Consider the following 17,718-nt stretch of genomic DNA (forward strand, 5'->3'; position numbering starts at 1 on the left):
AGGCGCGCTTTTCTAGTTTCTTTTGAACAAATCTACCGTTCGTTTAACACATGCAGCTAGTCCTCCGCGGAATTTTCACTCACCTAACATCCTACCACTCTCTACGCTCTCGATTTTTAGTTCGGGGATTACAAGACACTGCTGCCCCATTTTTTGAGAGCATTCATTCTTTAATCACAACAAGAAGACTTGGTTTCTGTGTTTCACAGTAGCTTTTTACCGAAATGGCTCAAGCATTATGAATACGGCAATCCCCTATTCCCTGCAGTTCCAATTCCACTTTGGCAGCACAAATGTCGTAAAACAAAAAAAGAGCCTCAGCTACGCGGCTCTTAAGCTTGTATATTCTTGTCGTCTTCACCCGGGATTATCCCAATAATCTCATCGAGAACTCCCCTGTCTTTACCCTAACCGCACCACAGCGACAGCACTGCCCTGGCCGTTCAGCCAAGGAGCGCAATCTTCATCATTCTATTGCTAATATTCTAACTTGAATTTCTCTCTACGCCTTATTTCATCGTGTCCGCGGGTTCGGGTGTCACAGCCGCCGAGGCCGTAAAATATGCCTGCAACCTCCGGTTCAACCATAGGGAAGCCGCAATAAATAACGCCACTCCGAGAAGTTCGACAGGCTGATCGATAAAATCGGACAGATGCGTTCCGATATAGGAAACGCAGAAAACCATGACTCCTTTTCCTAGAGCTACGGCTGCCGCAAAAGAAACCGTCGGCATTCGCGTTAACCCGGCTGCCATGTTAATAACGACGAACGGTCCTAACGGGAGCAAGCTTAAGAGAAAAACGAAGCTAAACCCGTTCCTCTGCGCCCATACCATGGCCTTCTGTACTTTCGGCTTGGCCGCCCAGCGGCGAATAAAGGGTGTATCCGACGCTTTGCGAATCAGCCAGAACGTAAGCAAACTGCCCGTTACGAGGCCGATCCACGAATATAAAAACCCCAGCCACAACCCATAGATGGCAGCATTAGCGCCAACAATCACGATGGTAGGCAGTGGCGGAACAAAAGATTTCAGAAAAGTTAGCAGCATGCCGGGCAGTGGTCCCAACGAGCGAAAACGCTCCAAAAAGAGTTCGATGTTTTGCTCCGTAAAATAGTCCATTATGCTGATCTCAGCACCAAACATAGAATGTAATCCCTCCAATAACTCCAAGTGTTTTCATTATACTACAGGATCGCTCGGTTTCCGGGCGTATATTTTCGATAAATTCAAAAAGACACGTTGGAAATGGAGATTTGCCTGGAACAAGAACTTGTACCGAAAAACAAAAAAAGTCGCAATTAAGCGACCTTTGAACGTGTATGTTCTTACTTCAATGTAGCCCTCCTATATCTCATTACTTTCCTGTACATAGACTTATCTGCCAACTTGTTAAAAATATAAGGATCCGGATTGGTGTTAACTTCAATAATCCAAGGAATCCAGGAAGTATCAAATCCAATGTCTAGCCCTATTTGTCGTATACCGGGGTATTTTGCATGAAGATGCTTTGCTGTAGCCACCCCCAGTTTATCTAATTTATTCATAACTCTTTCTATTTTATTTGATGGGAGATGTGAACCGAACAGCTGGTTTACATCCATAAGCTTTCCACCACTATGATAATTAGTCACAATCTTTTTGGGATGGGCTACTCTTCCTATTAGACCTGTTGTCTCCCAAACGCCTTTGGGACTTAACTGAACCATAACCCGTATATCAAAACGCAGTTTTTTATATTTCACTAAATGAATACCTTTTTGTATCAGGTAGCTTTTCTTATGGGTGGTACGTAAAAGGGAACGGTAGAATGTTTCGTAATCCCCAAATCCCTTTTCTGTGATATCGAGCTGATAAGCATACTTATCTTTCCTCCGTTGTTCTACGCGAATAACTCCATTCCCATAAGTTCCAATCTCCGGTTTAACGTAAACCATACCATATAATTTAAGCATCGTTTTAAGGGATGATTTTGAGAACTTCCGGGTATCCAGAATATGATAGCGAACATGATCGTTCCCAAGGAGCACCTTTGTTTTAATCCATTTGCTCAGGACATACTTGCGAGGTTTATTTTGTATCATTGCCATTGCGATGTTCTCCCTTCACTCACATTAAGAACAATCTATGCATCAACTTTATGAACGAAAATAGACATTTGATTGAATTTCGAAAAATAGTGTGTTTTTCACGATCATAACACCCATCCCGTTTCATCCCTCCGGCATATGATATTCCGTATATTAGATATATGGAGATGAGCAAATGACAACCCCGATAGATGTATTCATTCCAGCGATTGAGAAAGATCTGGCTACACTCCCCCATGTCATTGATTCAGTAAGAAAATATGTAAAGCACCCAATCCATGAAATCATTATTGTAGCTCCGCGGAAGCAAAGAATTCTTGATCTTTGTGCGAAGAAAGGGTGCAGATTCGTTCATGAAGATACGGTTCTGCCGATAACGAAGAAAGACATCCATTATCGATCCAAAACATGGGAGCGGTCCGGATGGCTTTATCAGCAACTGCTTAAGCTGGGCGGTGATAAAGTGTGCTCCTCCAAACACTATTTGGTTATTGACGCAGATACAGTATTTATTCGCCCGCATGTCTTCAAGATGGGCAACAAATCGGTATTTTACTGCAGAAACTGGAGTCAGAACGAATACTTCAAGACGTATAAAAAATTGATGGGCAAAAGCCGCTCCTCCCGATCGTCCTTCGTAACACATTACATGCTCTTCAATAAATCAAAAGTAAAACAGCTAAAACAATTCATTGAATCAAGACATCACAGCAGCTGGTATTCGGCGATTATGAAAAGTATGAATAAATCCAAACAATTCGCTTTTTCGGAATTTGAAACGTACGGGAATTTTCTGTATTCGTCTGATCCCTCAAAGATGATCTTGAAGCCTTCGAATAATAAAAGCTTACATTCGAGTTTTTCGCAAATATCGCCTTCCCAGATGTCTTCCCTGACCAAGAAATACAGATCAATTTCTTTTCACCAACGCAAAGAATATGGTAAATCATCGAGGGATGCTTCCAAATGATCCCTTATCATGTCGTCTGGAAGGGACCTGTACAAAAAGCAAGTGGACTTGGCCGTGCCAGTAGAGCGTATGTCCAATCACTAAAGCGACAGGGTGTGGCCGTTAGTATCGGAGCGTCAAATCAGCATAAAAGCAAAAAGGTGCTGATTTATCACCGCATCCCCAATAGCATTCAATGGAAAAAAGAGCGCAGCATATATGATCTTATAATTTTGAATACCGTTTGGGAAACAAGTAAGATCCCCAATGGCTGGCTTCCCCATATGAACAAATTTGATGCCGTTTGTGTACCCTCCCAGCAGAATAAAAGAACGCTAAGAAACAGCGGCGTGAAAGTCCCGATTTTTGTCGTTCCTCATGGCGTAAATTCAAAGGAGTTTCATCCGAACAATAAGAGGATGTCTTTGCCGGGTGTGGCAGGTAGGTTTACGTTCGTGTCTGTATTTGGCTTCCAGCACCGCAAAAATCCGGAGGGCCTGCTAAGGGCATATTGGGAAGAGTTTTCTTCTAAAGATAACGTCGTGCTTGTGATCAAAACTAACGGATATGCGGCACATGAGAACGAAAGATGGATCCAGACAAAAATATCGCAATACAAAAAAAGACTGGGAATTCAGAAAGATACGGCTCCCGTTGTCATTATCGGCCGTCAGCTTAGTGAAAGCCGGCTAAAAGGTTTATATACGCTCGGTGATGTTTTCGTCCTCCCGACTCGTGGCGAGGGGGTTGGACTGCCTTTTCTAGAAGCGCTTGCGAGCGGCGTACCGGTCATCACTACAAGTTGGGGCGGGCAAATGGATTTTCTTACGCATAGCAACTCCTTCTTGATTCCGTACCAACTACGGAGCCCGTCAAGCAGCATGAATAGAGCCATCTCGAAAAAGTTCAGCAACCTGTTTGCGCAAAAGGGGCAACGATGGGCAGAACCGGATCTAGGCAGCTTAAAAAAGCTGATGAGGAAAGCATACCAAAATCCCGGACTTTGCAAGCACAAAGGACGCCAAGGCAGAAAGGATATGCTCCATTTATCCTGGGACCGGGCCGGGGTAATAATGAAGCATGCGATTGAAGAAGTCATTCGATCCAAGAAATAAGAATGGAGGGTGATGTTCCCCAAGGAAGGAGGAATCAGCTTGCGTATTATACTGTTATGTGGGGGATCCGGAAAAAGGCTGTGGCCTTTATCCAACGAGATTCGCTCCAAGGTGTTTCTTAGGCTTTTGAAGTCCGAAGCTGGGGCCAGAGAATCGATGATTGAACGGATATGCCGACAATTGGATGAGGTGGGGCTGCTTCAATCCACTTGTATCGTCACGCATCACAGTCAAGTGGAAATTACCCGTAACTATGTTGGCGAACAGATCCCTATCCTGACCGAACCCTATAAAAGAGGAACCTTCGCAGCCATTGCTTATGCCGTAAGTTTTCTGCATGAGAAGCTGCAAGCAGATCCGAATGAAACGATTTGTGTTCTTCCAGCGGACACTTACGCTGATACCGCGTTTTTTCGCCTGCTCCTTCAATTCCCCGATGTTCTTTTGCATTCTAAGGCAGATCTTGCTCTCCTCGGAACAAAACCTACCCATCCTTCCAATCAGTTCGGCTATATCGTTCCCGTTCCTCCCAAAGGAAATGACAACTTTTCTTTTATTCGCCAATTCGTAGAAAAGCCAGATGAGCAAACGGCCTGTCACTTAATCGAACATCATGCGATGTGGAACTGCGGCGTATTTGCATTCCCTTTGAAGTTCATGCTGACATTTATGAAGGACAAGGGGCATCCGACCCAAGTTGAGAATTGGATGGAAAATTACGAACATCTTGCAAATGTCAGTTTCGATCGGGAAGTCGTGGAACACACACTGTCTGCTGTTGTCATGGGATTTGACGGCTATTGGAATGATCTGGGGAGTTGGATGGCGTTAAGTGATCATTTCGAGAATCAAGTGATCGGGTCAGGGCGAATATCGGACGAATCCTCTAATAGCCATCTCGTTAACGAACTTCCCTATCCGATCGAAATGATCGGCGTTTCTGATCTCATCGTAGCGGCAAGTTCCGATGGCATCCTAATCGCTAACACGGAAAAAGCCAATCAAATCAAGGAACGGCTCGAACATGTGCCGCAGATTCCGATGTATGAAGAGAAAAGATGGGGCTCCTATCGGGTCCTGAATTACTGGAAAGATGAAACCGGAAATGAAGTTATATTCAAGCAGGTGAAGCTCATCCACGGAAAATATACGAGCTATCACCAGCATCTCAAGCGGCAAGAAAGCGTGACGATTGTGACGGGCAGCGCTGAAATTCTAATGGAAGGTAAAAAATATAAGCTGCAGGCGGGCGACGTTCTGCAAATTCCGGCTGGCACCAAGCATGGAATAAAGGCAGTTACTAATCTTGAGCTAATGGAAGTTTTGTTGGGTCCGGATCTGGCAAAAGAGGATGTTATTCGTATTGCGATGGAGTGGTAGAGGTTTTTGTGCTAAAGGGACGTTTGCTTTACATCGAAATTGCATCGCCAATCACGAAATTTGGGTAATACTTCTATCCCGATTTATGCCCTACATCTGTGTTTTGGCGATTAACAACCGTTCGGGTGTAGCTGATACTACGATTGATTTCCCCATAGACAGAATTTCGAAATAACGTGCCTTCCTCGGAAAGGGTCTGCATCCGGGATTTTCTTTAGCTTCAACAAAAATAAGACTATTCTTTTCGCCGTCCAGGTCATCGATCGAGCAATTCAGGTCAATAGCAAGTTGTGATTGCACACTGAACAGCATTTCTTATTGTTTCATCATCGTTACCCTTCCATTCGCTTCGCGGACGCAACGAATCACTATAGTCGCATAAATAACATGCAGTTTTCACCAAAAGATTAATAGACTTATGTTTAATTTTTCATGCTAATATGAAGGAGCTTGTCACGGCGTGACAGCTCCTTGAAATCCAATTGGTCACCGTAAACCATATTCATTTTTCGCCGTCTCCTTAAACTTGCGCCTCTACATTTAGGCCATATGAACACCTCTTCCTCACAGGACGGACACACGGCCACATACTCATCACCGCTACTAAATGTCATCAACATGTTGGCAGTTAAATATGAGCCACGATAAGCAGCATCCGCAACAAGAATGTAACGCTTCTCTATCTCATCTATGGAATGTTGGGCAGCATAGGCGAAAACTTCCTTTGTAAGCGTCCTGAGCTTGCCAATTGCCTCTACATATTTGAAACAAATACTCCTGAAAGAGTTCGTCAAAAACCTCCTGGCTATATTCCTGCATCAGCTGCTCCAATAACACAGGTACGTTGTCTGTAGAACTGTAGGGTCCTGTCAGCTTACCCCATACATCGCTATTCCACTTAAACAAGCTTTCCCTCCGTTCCTATGTGCCAACCTCTATCCATTCTACTCGGAGCAATGCACCTCTCCAGGCCCGAACGGGATTATCTGAAAAAACGAAATACAAGCATCTCCCCCTCTTCGAGGTGGTGACCTAATTCTTCGCTATATTCGCCGTTCGTGCATACACCCAGCGTCTTACGCCAAAACTTTTGCGCACGCGCATTCCGATTGGTGGGATTAGTCTGCAACTCCCAATGACCTGGCATCTTGTCAATTAACTGCCGCATTGCTTGTTCTCCAACCCCCTTCCCTCGATACTGACGCAAAAGAAAGAACTCGTTCAAATAATAATTAATGTAGGACGGACATGGCGTATAGGGCGGAGTTGCTACAAAGGCAAGTCCCGCAGGGAGATCATCCACCTTGATCAGATAGGGGAACAGAACGCCCGGGTGTTCCCACCATACATCAAAAACCCGATTTTGTTCGGCTAATGTCCGGGTATCATCCTCTTCAAACACGCCGTAACGATTCGTTTGACGCTCCCAAATTTCGGATAGATCATGCAAATATAGTGGATAAATATTGTTGATAATAAATTTGTCTTCGGTATCACACAGCTGCAACTCTACCTTCATAGCTGGCCACTTCCTTCGCTTGGTTAATGCAATTATATAACCAAAAGTATACAGACCCTCGATATTCAAAAATAGGCAAACAATGCTTATAACCGTTTACGCTACAAATCAAAAGGCTCGCATCGGATTTAATCCCAACACGAGCCTATCGCTATTTTTCTTTTTTATACACGATCTTCCTGATGCTATCTTCAGATAGGCAATACGAGTCCGTGAGCTGGTCAATACTATGGCCCATTCGGAATAATTGCTTAATCTCTAGATTTCGCTTCTGCAGATACTCTCTCTGCCCCGAAATCTGCCCCCACTTTCTTCTGCGCCCTTCGGGAGAAGGAACATAGAGCACACTGCCGTGTACATATTTTTGAATTTCATGGAGTAAATAGTCGGGTAAAATCTCACTCGCTGATACATATTTCATTTGGCTTCGCCCCTTCATCTGTATAGAGATGGTCAGGTTGCAAAGCCCATATGACAAACCGACTAACTTCACGGAACTTGTTCGGTTAGGAAATACGGCTCCATGCAAATAACCGCTTTCGTTTGTCAAGTAGACTTTGCATGGAGCGAATACTAAAACTTTGCATCGAGAATATTCTCATACGCATTAGGTTTTGAGATCTTATCATTACGACTTCCTCTCTTTCTATAACAATTGCCCTGTTATAGTTGATTCTGTATGATGCAGGTGAATTCCTTGTTTTTATAATTTCGCCCTCATTGTGATAAAGTTTCCTCTAATAAATCTTTAACATTTCTTACGGCTTGGCGGTTCCGTTAATCTTCTCGAAGTACGGTGCCAGCTTCGATCCGAGCTGTTCAAACTGTTTTTGTTCTTCGTTGGTCAGCTTATCCATATGTTTGTTCCCATTTTGATCAGTGATCTTCAGCTTTAATTGCATCAACTGCTTGGTTAGCTTCATATACTCCTTGAATTCATCTTCCGTGAGCTTGCCTTTTGCTGTTTGAAGCATTCCCTCGATCACTTGATAATCTTCCTTTGTACCACCGCGCTGTTCAATGGCTGCAGATGAACCGAATATAGCATCAGCTAGATAGGGAGAAGCAAATGCAGCAGACGGAATCAGGATTACTGCAGCGACAATGCCTGCGAGCATGCGTTTTTTCATAGGAGATCTACCTCTCTTTTCATTCACATAGTGTTGATAGGAACGCCGGACACGCCCATACAAATCGGGTGGGCAGTGCATCGAATCTGCCATATGGCGAAGCTCTTCACGCAATTCCTTGTCAATAGACATACTCGTCCCCTCCCTTTATTTCGAATCGTTTCCGGAGTTCTTTCAGTGCCAGATGATGTCTGGATTTCACAGTGCCAACGGGAATCTGCAGCATGTCTGCAATTTCTTCCAGAGCATAGTCGTGAAAATAGCGCAGGATGATGACCACACGTAGTTTATACGACAACTGGCGGATAAGGCGAAACAGCTCATGCTGCATTTCGAACTGAAGGACAGTTCTGTCCGTCCAGTCGAACTGTTCACAAGTCATCTGGCGGTTTCGTTCAAAGAGGCGAATACGCCGCCAGGCCTTTCTTTTCCAATCCTGGATAAGATGTATTGTGATCCCGTGCAACCAAAAGCGGAATGGCCGGTTCGGGTCGTACTTGTGAAACGAACGCCACATACGCATATAAACTTCATTCACGATATCCTCAATGTCCTGTTTGTTGTAGACGAGAAAAGCAACCGTCCGATAGACGTCTTGATGAGTCGCCTGATAGACAAGCTGAAAGGCCGACTCGTCTCCGAGCGTCGCTTTTTCAAGCCATGGAAGTAACTCTTTATCATTCATGGGGGCCCCTCCTGAACGTGTTACAACTCTTAATTCGCTCCTGTAGGGAAAAAGGTTCAGTAAGAGTTTAAACTTTTTTGACGATACTCATCATTTTTGGAACTTCTTCACATCTTTACGTTCACAATTCTATCGAGCAACTTACTTTCAAATTCCAATATCGATTCAAGGATTTATTATGTATATACAACTCTAGTTGAATCATCGTATGATAGACACGCCTGACAGTTCGCTTAAAAAAGGCAGCCGATCGGCTGCCATTGTTTATGTGATTCTTGTACCAAGCCTACTCTTCTTTCATGTACTCCCAGCTTCTAAAATCGTGAATGGCGAAGCCGGCATAGCTTTCGTAATGTGCCAATTGATTATGGGCGGACTGCAGTTCTTTTTCCATCGCTTCGCTGCTCATGGAATAGAATGAGACGCGCGGACCCTCTTTGCTTTTGACCGTTTCTACAGCAACAACGACTTTTTTCTTCAGCGTGACTGCTTCTCTCAGCATGGCTTGTGCATTTTCCACAATTCCATCGCTTCCTAAAGCTTGATTCCGATAATTCATGATGACCAGGCAATCGAACTTCTCCAGCATCCATGCGCTCATACTGTAATCCTTCCCGGGTACATGAATCATATTCAGCCAAAACGGAACGTCAATCGCAATTTTCAAGCCGCTTCCTTTGGTTTCTTTCTCGATCAGTCTCATATTATCCATCCAGCTTTCGAGAATCTTCCTATTGTCGGTCGTCCATTCGCTTAGCGCATAAGGCTCAATATCGAAATGTAATCCTGTAAAGCTTGCTTCCGGTCCAACAGTGGAATTATAAGCTTTAACCCATGCTATAAATTTTTGAATGTCCGCCTGCTTGGACTTATATGCCCATTCGGGACGCCCATCAAGTGCCTCCACTTGAATGCCTTCGTTCTTCGCTTTTCGAATGAAACCCTCATATATTGCTGGATCTAAATCTTTATCCACTTGAAGATAAATAGAGGTTACACCGTTTATTCTTGCGAAGTTTATCATTTTATCCTGATCCTGTTTCAGGGATTGACTGTCCCATATCCATGTCCCTTTCGGAACACGGGCCACTGAAGTCATGATGCTCACTTGATTTCGCGTAGGCTGCCAATCCACAACGGCATGCAGAGCTTCACTAATAAAGCGCAGCGGTACCATCGTGCGACCGTTTTTGAGCACCGCCGATCCTTCAAAGTCCACTCTTGTTCCGTTCACCAGTGCATGATTTTGGCCAATCCCCAAAATAATGATGTCACGGTTAAGCAAGATCGTGATTTGTTTTAAATTTCCGTTCCATTTCGTTGTAGCTCCAAGTTTGTCGGATACAAAAGCAAGGGGAACCATCGTAAGGTTGGATCTCTGATCGACGAATGGGTGCTCATCCGGGAATTGTACTTCACGCCCATCCACGGATACTTTGACTCCTGAAGCGTAGATATTGGGGGTAAACGCAGCTAAACTTAGCATGATAGCTAACGTGCATACTAGCCATTTTCTCATGGGTCTTTCCTCATCTTTTTAATTTAGTTTCCTTACTGTGCACGCATAATCGCACAATGAAATTATAAGGTATGTAATAATTGGTAACAAGAGCAACAAGAGTCTTTGAAGATCTCTGATGACGTCAATTCCCTTTAAAGAAGTGAAACAGCACGTTGACAGCCATTTTATTTACCGCTCTCGAATGTGGGTATAATTTTTCGTAATTACTTCTCGGGTGTTTTAATTTTCAGATGGCGAGTTCGGTAGAAGTTACTCAAATTTAACGTTTGGCTGCCGCTTTCACGCCAATCTGATTCTTTCTGCCTTTCCACACAAAAAATCCCCTCATTTATACAGGAAGAGTTCACGATAACGCGGTCTCTTGTTTCCCTGTCCACCATGAGGGGATAATGGCTAATGCGTAAGCTCTGCTTGATGCAGTGCACGCATTATTCGATTATTTATTGAAAGTGACTTTCTCAGAACCACCGTCAAGAATGATCGACGTGTTCCGCGGTTTTGTTTCTGCGATTTTGCGGCCGCCTCTGAAGGAATAAAGCACTCCGGCCTGTTTACGAATGGTCTCATATTCATTCTCAGCTTCAAGAACGATGAAGTTGGCTGGCTTACCTTCTTCAATGCCGTACACATCCTCGATATGTAGCGTTCTTGCGCTATTTGTCGTAATGAGATCGATTGAATTCACGATTTGATCGTAACCGAGCAATTGCGAAGCATGGATGCCCATATGCAGCACCTGAAGCATGTTGCCTGTGCCTAGCGGATACCATGGATCAAAGATGTCATCGTGGCCGAAGCACACATTAAGACCAGCTTCCAAAAGCTCTTTGACGCGAGTCAGTCCTCTTCTTTTCGGATACGTATCGAATCGTCCCTGCAGGTGAATGTTGACCAAAGGATTGGAGACGAAATTCAGGTCAGCCATTTTCAGCAATCTAAACAATTTATAAGTATATGCATCATTGTAGGATCCCATCGCCGTCGTGTGGCTTGCCGTCGTCCGAGAGCCCAGCCCGCGTTCGTAAGCTTCTTTGGCGACGACTTCCAGGAAACGGGATTGCTCATCATCGATTTCGTCGCAATGAATGTCGATGAGACGGTCGTATTTTTCGGCGAGATCAAACGCAACCTTCATGGAATCGACGCCATATTCTCTCGTAAATTCGAAGTGCGGAATGCCGCCAACCACATCGACACCCATTTTCAAGGACTCTTCCAGCAATTCCACGCCGTTCGGGTAGGAGTGAATGCCTTCCTGCGGAAATGCGACAAGCTGGATATCAATGTAAGGTGCCATTTCTTCTTTCACTTCAAGCATCGCTTTCACTGCAGTCAAGCTTGGATCGGTGACGTCCACATGCGTCCGTACATGCTGGATGCCCTGTGCGATCTGCCACTTTAGTGCCGTTTTGGAGCGCGTTTTGACATCTTCATGTGTCAGGAATGCCTTGCGTTCTGACCAACGCTGGATGCCTTCGAAAAGCGTACCGCTCAAATTCCATTCCGGCTCGCCCGCTGTTAATGTTGTATCCAGATGAATATGAGGTTCAATGAACGGTGGCAGCACAAGCGAGCCGCCCACGTCAACGATTTCTTCATTTGCAGTTACTTTAAGAGTCTGTGTGATTTGCTCAAACTTCCCGTCTTTAACGACGATATTCCATAAACCATCTTTACCCCGCAATTTTGCGTTCTGTATAATCATTTGTCTTCCCCTTTTCTGTCGATTCTTTCGCTGGAATGATCAGCATCAACACGATGTAGACTACCGCCGTACCGATTAGAGCGTTCAATGGCGTTATTCCTGGAGCCAGCTGGGCAAAGGCAACGCCGATAGCCCAAGCCAACATCGCTATCCAGTTTACATTATTGAATGTCATCTCGGCAAACGGTTTGTAGTTTCTTCGCTTCACAAAGAAATAGTCCGCGATGATGATGGCGCCTATGGACGGTATCGCAGCACCCAGCACATTCAGGAAACTGACGAAATTGTTATACATCCACATGGCAAATATCGTACCCACGATGCCGTTTACGATGACGAAAAACTTTTTCGAAATTTTAGTTATATTGGCAAAGCCCAACCCGGAAGCGTAAAGGGCGTTATCGTTGGTCGTCCAGATATTCAACCCCAGAACGATGATCGCGGGAATGGTCAAACCTTGCAGGAACATAACCTCAGAGATATCTGCCAGGTTATAAGCCATTGCGCCGACGGCACCGAACAGGAACATAAGTGAGTTTCCAAGGAAGAATGAAATGACCGTTGCGATAACCGCCTGCCGTGACGTCTTGGAAAACCGGGCAAAATCGGGCGTCAGTGTGCCGCCGCTAATGAATGACCCAATACAAATGGTCAATGCCGCTGCCGTGGTGAGCGACTGTGTTGGTGTGTAATCCAGCAACCCTTGCAGACCGCCGAGCGAGCTTGCTCCTTCAAACATCGAGTAACTGCCTAGAATAGCGATGGCCGGAACCGCAATATAGCCCAGAATAACGAGCGACTTCATGCCGTATATTGCCGATGCTGTCATGGCGAGACCAAACAAGAAAATCAATAGGTACACGTTCCAATGCATCGCTTTGGCGACCGGAATCGCGAACATAGCTACGCCAACGCCGAACCATCCGACCTGCGTGAAGCCGAGCAGGAATGAAGGCAGATATGAGCCTTTCTTACCGAACGAATATTTTGCCAGCAAATGCGTGGAAAGGCCTGTTTTAGCAGCGATATGTGCAAGTGCCCCCGTATAGATACCGAGTACCAAATTACCCGCAAGCACGATTCCCATGAACTCCATGAACGTCAAGCTGACTCCGAGCGTCCCCCCAGCCAACATGCTTGCCGAAAAGAAAGTGAACGCCAGCATGACTGAAAACGTCTTTCCAAAATGGTTTCTCTTCGCTTTCGGTACCTCTTGCCACGAAAACTCTTGATCTTGTTTGCTCATCTGAATACCTCCAGCTTAAAGTGTTCCTGATACCAAAAATGCAGAAAAATAGGCTACTTGTCAGTTTCAAACTGACAAGTAGCCTATTTTGTTCATCATAACCCGCGCGAAGACGCTGAGCATCCCTTGATGGAATATGCCCTGCTTCACGCGTGATTACGAAAATCCGCTGCCCTTGCCAGCCTCTCTGGACTGAATTAAAGGTACCAGTATTCAATTACATTCTATTATTTTAGAAAAACATAAGATTGTCAATGTCATATTTATCCACGTGGCAAGTTTGGATGAACACTTAATGGAAGATTTTAGGTAGATTAGTTCGTAGGAAAATGGTACATTATTTTGGCATCACTTGCGCAGAGTGTTTGTGCTACATATGAATTATTGGAATATTGTGCAAGTCTGGATACACGTTTAGGCTCATATTATTTATGTTTGGGAGGTCGTCGGCATGGACAAGAATTCTGCTCTTAGAACAAGCATTATAGGTGGTGGCGAGGTTGACAGCGTCATCTCGGTCGACACGGATAAGACTGTTATACATAAAACAAACAGCATCTTTTGGGACACCAAAGGAAATGACATCTTAGGAGCAACCTCGCTTCCTTATTATGGAGCATTTGTCTCAGAAGAAAAATGCCAACTTTTTGGCGATGTTTCAGGAAAAAAGATGCTCGAGATCGGCTGTGGTAGCGGTCAATCTTTGCAATATCAGGGGGAACGCAAAGCATCTGAACTATGGGGTATGGATATATCAGAGAACCAAATCGAAAAGACGAGGCAATATTTGACGGCGTGCGGTCTTTCAGCAACATTGATCTGTTCTCCTATGGAAGAAAAATGCGGCATACCAGAGGATTATTTTGACTTTGTTTATTCGATTTATGCCATAGGCTGGACCACCGATCTTGATGGTACTTTTGACCGGATCGCTTCTTACCTCAAAAAAGATGGTATATTTATTTTCAGTTGGTCTCACCCTATACATAAATGTGTTGTCGAAGAAAATAACGTGCTTGCTTTTAAAAAATGTTATTTCGATGAATCCTGGTATTCGGTATCATTTGATGAAGGTACGTTAACACTATCGGATCGCAAACTATCCACCTATGTGAATGCGCTCTCAAAAGCGGGATTTGTCATTGAGGAAATGATTGAGCAATCTGATGAAGAAATTATGCAAAGACGGGACGATAACAACGATTTTGCAAAAAAAGCCAAGATGCTTCCTGTAACGTTTGTAATCAAGGCAAGAAAACTATAATATCCGATCGCTTAATCATGACAAGCAGAATTTAGTACATCGATGAGCAACATTATCGTCCAAGTGCCGATGAAATACCTGTACAGATCTTAGCTCTCCGTTTGTTTATGCGGGTGCCAAGGTCTTTTGCATTTTGTTATTCCTTAGGCATTTCAACACCAGCAGCTGCCTGCGGAGGATACCAATCATGATTTCGCGTTCAACGAATCCTAATTGACGAAGAATCGTGTAGCTTTTCTTCTCCTGCTCCGCCTCCGTCATCTGCTTGAAATACAAAATGCTGCCTCCGAAGTTGCATCATTTTCATACTGGTATTGTACAACCCTCTCTTCTGAATATGGCAGATTTCCATTACTAATCATCTTCTTATTGTTTTTCGATAAAAAATGATTCGGGGCTTATATCTTGGTTCAAGGCAATCATGGAGACTCCCTCTATTTTTCGGCATATGCTAAACAAAAACAAGAGGTGAGTCTCTTCACAATGAAATATAAAAGTAGCACCATCAAAAGTAAATGGAAGAAAACCGAATGGTTGCTTAAGGATTCCTATTTCCGAAAATACGTTCCGCACACATTACCGTTTAACCAAAAGAATCTGTCCGCTATGCTGGACGACTATCCCAGCGTCTTCTTTAAGCCAACCGATGGATCAGGCGGAAGTAACATTATCCGTATCCGCAAAATAGACAGGGGCTACCAAAGCCAGCTGAATACTACTAAAACGTCGTACTCGAGTACAACTCAGTTGTATCGTGATCTGAATCGCTTTGCAGGGAGCAGATCTTATCTGCTGCAAAAAGGAATTCGATTAGCCAAAAGCAATGGAAAGCCATTCGATATCCGGGTTATGGTCCAGAGAACCAGAAAGGGAGATTGGATCACCACCGCCCTATTCACCAAAGTCGGCAACCCTAACAAAATAGCCACCAATTATAATCAAGGCGGCTCCATTGGGACATTCAGCAAGACGATGAAAGATGCCGATTTCAGTTCTACCTTCACCTCACAGCTGGAGTCGGAACTCAAAAGACTTGGCGTTGCCGTTGGCAAAAACTTTGACCGCCATTACAAAGGATTCCAGGAACTCGGTTTGGATGTGGCTGTCGATTCGAAGGGGAAAACTTGGATCCTTGAAGTGAACACGCGGCCGCAAATATACCCGCTCAAAGCATTAAAAGATAAGAGCTTATATAATAAGATTCTGTCTTATGGGAAGCATTATGGACGTTATAAATAACCAAAAAGTTATGAATCTACTTTAATAACTAAACTTCCCGACTCAGTTCCCGGCAGTTTAGATTGAAGATAAACTCCCGCAAAATCGTACAACCACGGGAGTTTTTTTGTGTTTAACATATTTGTTAATAGGTTATACGCTTGAGCGGTGTAATTCGCTTTGGGTTACAACGTACGCTCACCCGTCGCAGCGAATTGCTCAATACGTTCACCGATCTGGTCTCGTACCCGTTGAAATACGGCCCACTTCTCATCTTCCGTTCCTTGAGCCTTAGCAGGGTCATCAAATCCCCAATGTTCACGTCGGACATGTGGTGGTGTCATCGGGCAGCGATCCGCAGCATCTCCGCACAATGTGATCACGAGATCAGCCTGATTCAGCAGCTCTGGATCTATCATATCCGAGGTTTGATTGGAGATATTGATTCCTACCTCCTGCATCGCCTTCACAGCATTTGGGTTAAGACCGTGGGCTTCAATGCCGGCACTGTTTACCAACCATTTATCACCCAAAACCTTTTTAGCCCATCCTTCAGCCATTTGGCTCCGACAAGAATTTCCTGTACACAAAAAATAAATCGACTTCTTTTCCATAAGTATCTGCTCCCTTTATTATAAAATCATAAGATGACTAACCATAAGTAGAGACCTGCCAGGGTGATCATCAACGTTGGAACCGTCAAAATAGCCTGTTTTAGAATAAGAACCCCAGGAAATTTTTATGCCCTTGGTACTCAGAACGTAGGATTTGAGCCACTTCGTTTGCTTCATCCAATACGATATTCGGCATTGTATGTCTCTCCATCGTTATCTTCATATCATTAGATCATTATATAACTATATGATTATATATCAAACACATTAAGATGACATACTCCAATCATGAACCATGCTGTTTTCCAGAAATTTCTCACAATCCAGCGCAGCCATACATCCGGAAGCCGCAGCAGTAATAGCTTGACGATATTTTGGATCCTGTACATCTCCACAAGCAAAAACACCTGGAATTGTCGTATGGGTCGTACCTGGAATTACCTTGATGTATCCTGCTGTATCGGTTTCGATTTGTCCATTCATAAAATTAGTATTCGGTGTGTGTCCTGTGGCAATAAAAATGCCATCGGTACTCAAAATTTCAGACTCACCGGTAGTTACATTCTTCACTTGAAGTCCAGTAACCCCTCTGTCATTCGCTAGAATTTCTGTAGGTTCTTTGCTGAGCGCCCAGCTGATCTTATCATTTTGGCGAGCTCGGTCTTGCATTATTTTGGATGCGCGAAGTTCCCCCCGCCGATGCACGATGGTAACCTTAGACGCAAACTTAGTGAGAAAATGAGCTTCTTCCATTGCTGAGTCTCCACCGCCTACGACAAGTACTTCTTTATTCCGGAAGAAAAATCCATCGCATGTCGCACAGGTGCTTACACCACGCCCAATATAGTCTTTTTCACCAGGAATGCCTCCAAGTAAATTCGCGGATGCTCCGGTGGATAAAATTAGAGACTCTGCAACCAAGTCTTCTATGCCCTCCACTTTTAAAACGAAAGGACGTTTGGACATATCGATTTCGGAAACCCAACCTCTCATGAACTGGGCACCAAATCGTTCGGCTTGTTTTCTCATATTCTCCATGAGCCCCGGTCCAGTTATTCCTTCAACAAAACCCGGAAAATTCTCGACCTCTGTAGTTAAAGTCAATTGACCTCCAGGTTGCGGACCTTCGATCACTAGAGGGTTCAAATTAGCTCTAGCCAAATAAATAGCTGCCGTTAACCCGGCAGGACCAGTGCCGACAATAATCACTTTATGCATAAACTCCACTCCTTTATATTTCATATATAAAGGGGCGGCGCAACGAGCGCCGTACCCCCTCAAT

Annotated in this window: 18 protein-coding genes and 1 pseudogene; 5 read left to right on the forward strand and 14 right to left on the reverse strand. The window is 44.3% G+C overall.

What is annotated here, in order from left to right; genetic code table 11:
• Positions 1-509: 509 nt before the first annotated feature.
• Both GRF59_RS03155 and GRF59_RS03160 read right to left on the reverse strand, forming a co-directional pair.
• Positions 510-1,145 (reverse strand): TVP38/TMEM64 family protein, encoded by a 636-nt coding sequence (locus GRF59_RS03155; protein ID WP_160496199.1) that lies wholly within the window; start codon positions 1,143-1,145, stop codon positions 510-512.
• A gap of 182 nt (positions 1,146-1,327) precedes the next feature.
• The gene (locus GRF59_RS03160; RefSeq protein ID WP_237391607.1) at positions 1,328-2,089 is read right to left on the reverse strand and encodes a YheC/YheD family protein; all 762 of its coding nucleotides are present in this window, start codon (positions 2,087-2,089) and stop codon (positions 1,328-1,330) included.
• 175 nt (positions 2,090-2,264) lie between these two features.
• Here GRF59_RS03160 and GRF59_RS03165 point away from each other — a divergent pair, with 175 nt between their 5' ends.
• From GRF59_RS03165 to GRF59_RS03175, 3 genes are all read left to right on the forward strand, one after another.
• Positions 2,265-3,059, forward strand: a complete 795-nt coding sequence (locus tag GRF59_RS03165; protein ID WP_160496200.1) for a DUF6492 family protein — start codon at positions 2,265-2,267, stop codon at positions 3,057-3,059.
• A gap of 212 nt (positions 3,060-3,271) precedes the next feature.
• A complete protein-coding gene (locus GRF59_RS03170) occupies positions 3,272-4,153 on the forward strand; it encodes a glycosyltransferase family 4 protein (protein ID WP_237391608.1) in 882 nt (293 codons plus the stop codon).
• Positions 4,154-4,192: 39 nt separating this feature from the next.
• A complete protein-coding gene (locus GRF59_RS03175) occupies positions 4,193-5,533 on the forward strand; it encodes a sugar phosphate nucleotidyltransferase (protein ID WP_160496202.1) in 1,341 nt (446 codons plus the stop codon).
• A 90-nt stretch (positions 5,534-5,623) separates the two neighbouring features.
• On the opposite strand, the gene GRF59_RS29635 is transcribed toward GRF59_RS03175, so the two are convergent.
• The 8 genes from GRF59_RS29635 to codB all read right to left on the reverse strand — a co-directional run bounded on the left by GRF59_RS29635 (position 5,624) and on the right by codB (position 13,340).
• Entirely contained in the window at positions 5,624-5,845 is a 222-nt protein-coding gene (locus GRF59_RS29635; protein ID WP_237391609.1) for a hypothetical protein, read from the reverse strand.
• 670 nt (positions 5,846-6,515) lie between these two features.
• Positions 6,516-7,052 (reverse strand): GNAT family N-acetyltransferase, encoded by a 537-nt coding sequence (locus GRF59_RS03185; RefSeq protein WP_160496203.1) that lies wholly within the window; start codon positions 7,050-7,052, stop codon positions 6,516-6,518.
• A gap of 151 nt (positions 7,053-7,203) precedes the next feature.
• The gene (locus tag GRF59_RS03190; protein WP_160496204.1) at positions 7,204-7,473 is read right to left on the reverse strand and encodes a CD3324 family protein; all 270 of its coding nucleotides are present in this window, start codon (positions 7,471-7,473) and stop codon (positions 7,204-7,206) included.
• A 337-nt stretch (positions 7,474-7,810) separates the two neighbouring features.
• Positions 7,811-8,314: a DUF3600 domain-containing protein gene (locus GRF59_RS03195; protein WP_160496205.1), complete on the reverse strand. Its 504-nt coding sequence runs from the start codon at positions 8,312-8,314 to the stop codon at positions 7,811-7,813.
• The gene (locus tag GRF59_RS03200; RefSeq protein WP_160496206.1) at positions 8,304-8,867 is read right to left on the reverse strand and encodes a sigma-70 family RNA polymerase sigma factor; all 564 of its coding nucleotides are present in this window, start codon (positions 8,865-8,867) and stop codon (positions 8,304-8,306) included. The genes GRF59_RS03195 and GRF59_RS03200 overlap by 11 nt, the downstream gene beginning before the upstream one ends.
• Before the next feature lie 286 nt (positions 8,868-9,153).
• Positions 9,154-10,386, reverse strand: coding sequence for a copper amine oxidase N-terminal domain-containing protein (locus GRF59_RS03205; RefSeq protein WP_160496207.1), 1,233 nt, complete (start codon positions 10,384-10,386; stop codon positions 9,154-9,156).
• A gap of 439 nt (positions 10,387-10,825) precedes the next feature.
• Positions 10,826-12,094 carry a cytosine deaminase gene (locus tag GRF59_RS03210; protein ID WP_160496208.1) on the reverse strand — a complete coding sequence of 423 codons (1,269 nt, stop codon included), beginning with the start codon at positions 12,092-12,094 and terminating at the stop codon, positions 10,826-10,828.
• Positions 12,063-13,340 carry a cytosine permease gene (gene codB, locus GRF59_RS03215; protein WP_160496209.1) on the reverse strand — a complete coding sequence of 426 codons (1,278 nt, stop codon included), beginning with the start codon at positions 13,338-13,340 and terminating at the stop codon, positions 12,063-12,065. Before codB ends, GRF59_RS03210 begins: the two co-directional genes overlap by 32 nt.
• A gap of 451 nt (positions 13,341-13,791) precedes the next feature.
• Between codB and GRF59_RS03220 the strand changes: the two genes are divergently transcribed.
• A complete protein-coding gene (locus GRF59_RS03220) occupies positions 13,792-14,604 on the forward strand; it encodes a class I SAM-dependent methyltransferase (protein WP_160496210.1) in 813 nt (270 codons plus the stop codon).
• A 105-nt stretch (positions 14,605-14,709) separates the two neighbouring features.
• On the opposite strand, the gene GRF59_RS29315 is transcribed toward GRF59_RS03220, so the two are convergent.
• Positions 14,710-14,880, reverse strand: a complete 171-nt coding sequence (locus GRF59_RS29315) for a hypothetical protein (RefSeq protein WP_202128479.1) — start codon at positions 14,878-14,880, stop codon at positions 14,710-14,712.
• Between the two features lie 207 nt (positions 14,881-15,087).
• Here GRF59_RS29315 and GRF59_RS03225 point away from each other — a divergent pair, with 207 nt between their 5' ends.
• A complete protein-coding gene (locus GRF59_RS03225) occupies positions 15,088-15,843 on the forward strand; it encodes a YheC/YheD family protein (RefSeq protein ID WP_160496211.1) in 756 nt (251 codons plus the stop codon).
• A gap of 164 nt (positions 15,844-16,007) precedes the next feature.
• On the opposite strand, the gene arsC is transcribed toward GRF59_RS03225, so the two are convergent.
• The 3 genes and pseudogenes from arsC to trxB all read right to left on the reverse strand — a co-directional run bounded on the left by arsC (position 16,008) and on the right by trxB (position 17,654).
• Positions 16,008-16,436, reverse strand: coding sequence for an arsenate reductase (thioredoxin) (arsC, locus tag GRF59_RS03230; RefSeq protein ID WP_160496212.1), 429 nt, complete (start codon positions 16,434-16,436; stop codon positions 16,008-16,010).
• A gap of 26 nt (positions 16,437-16,462) precedes the next feature.
• Positions 16,463-16,586, reverse strand: a pseudogene (locus tag GRF59_RS30240) (ArsB/NhaD family transporter); the annotation flags it as partial.
• Positions 16,587-16,703: 117 nt separating this feature from the next.
• The gene (trxB, locus tag GRF59_RS03235) at positions 16,704-17,654 is read right to left on the reverse strand and encodes a thioredoxin-disulfide reductase (RefSeq protein WP_160496213.1); all 951 of its coding nucleotides are present in this window, start codon (positions 17,652-17,654) and stop codon (positions 16,704-16,706) included.
• Positions 17,655-17,718: the final 64 nt, after the last annotated feature.

The organism is Paenibacillus dendrobii, from assembly GCF_009807035.1.
Classification (GTDB): domain Bacteria; phylum Bacillota; class Bacilli; order Paenibacillales; family Paenibacillaceae; genus Paenibacillus_AQ; species Paenibacillus_AQ dendrobii.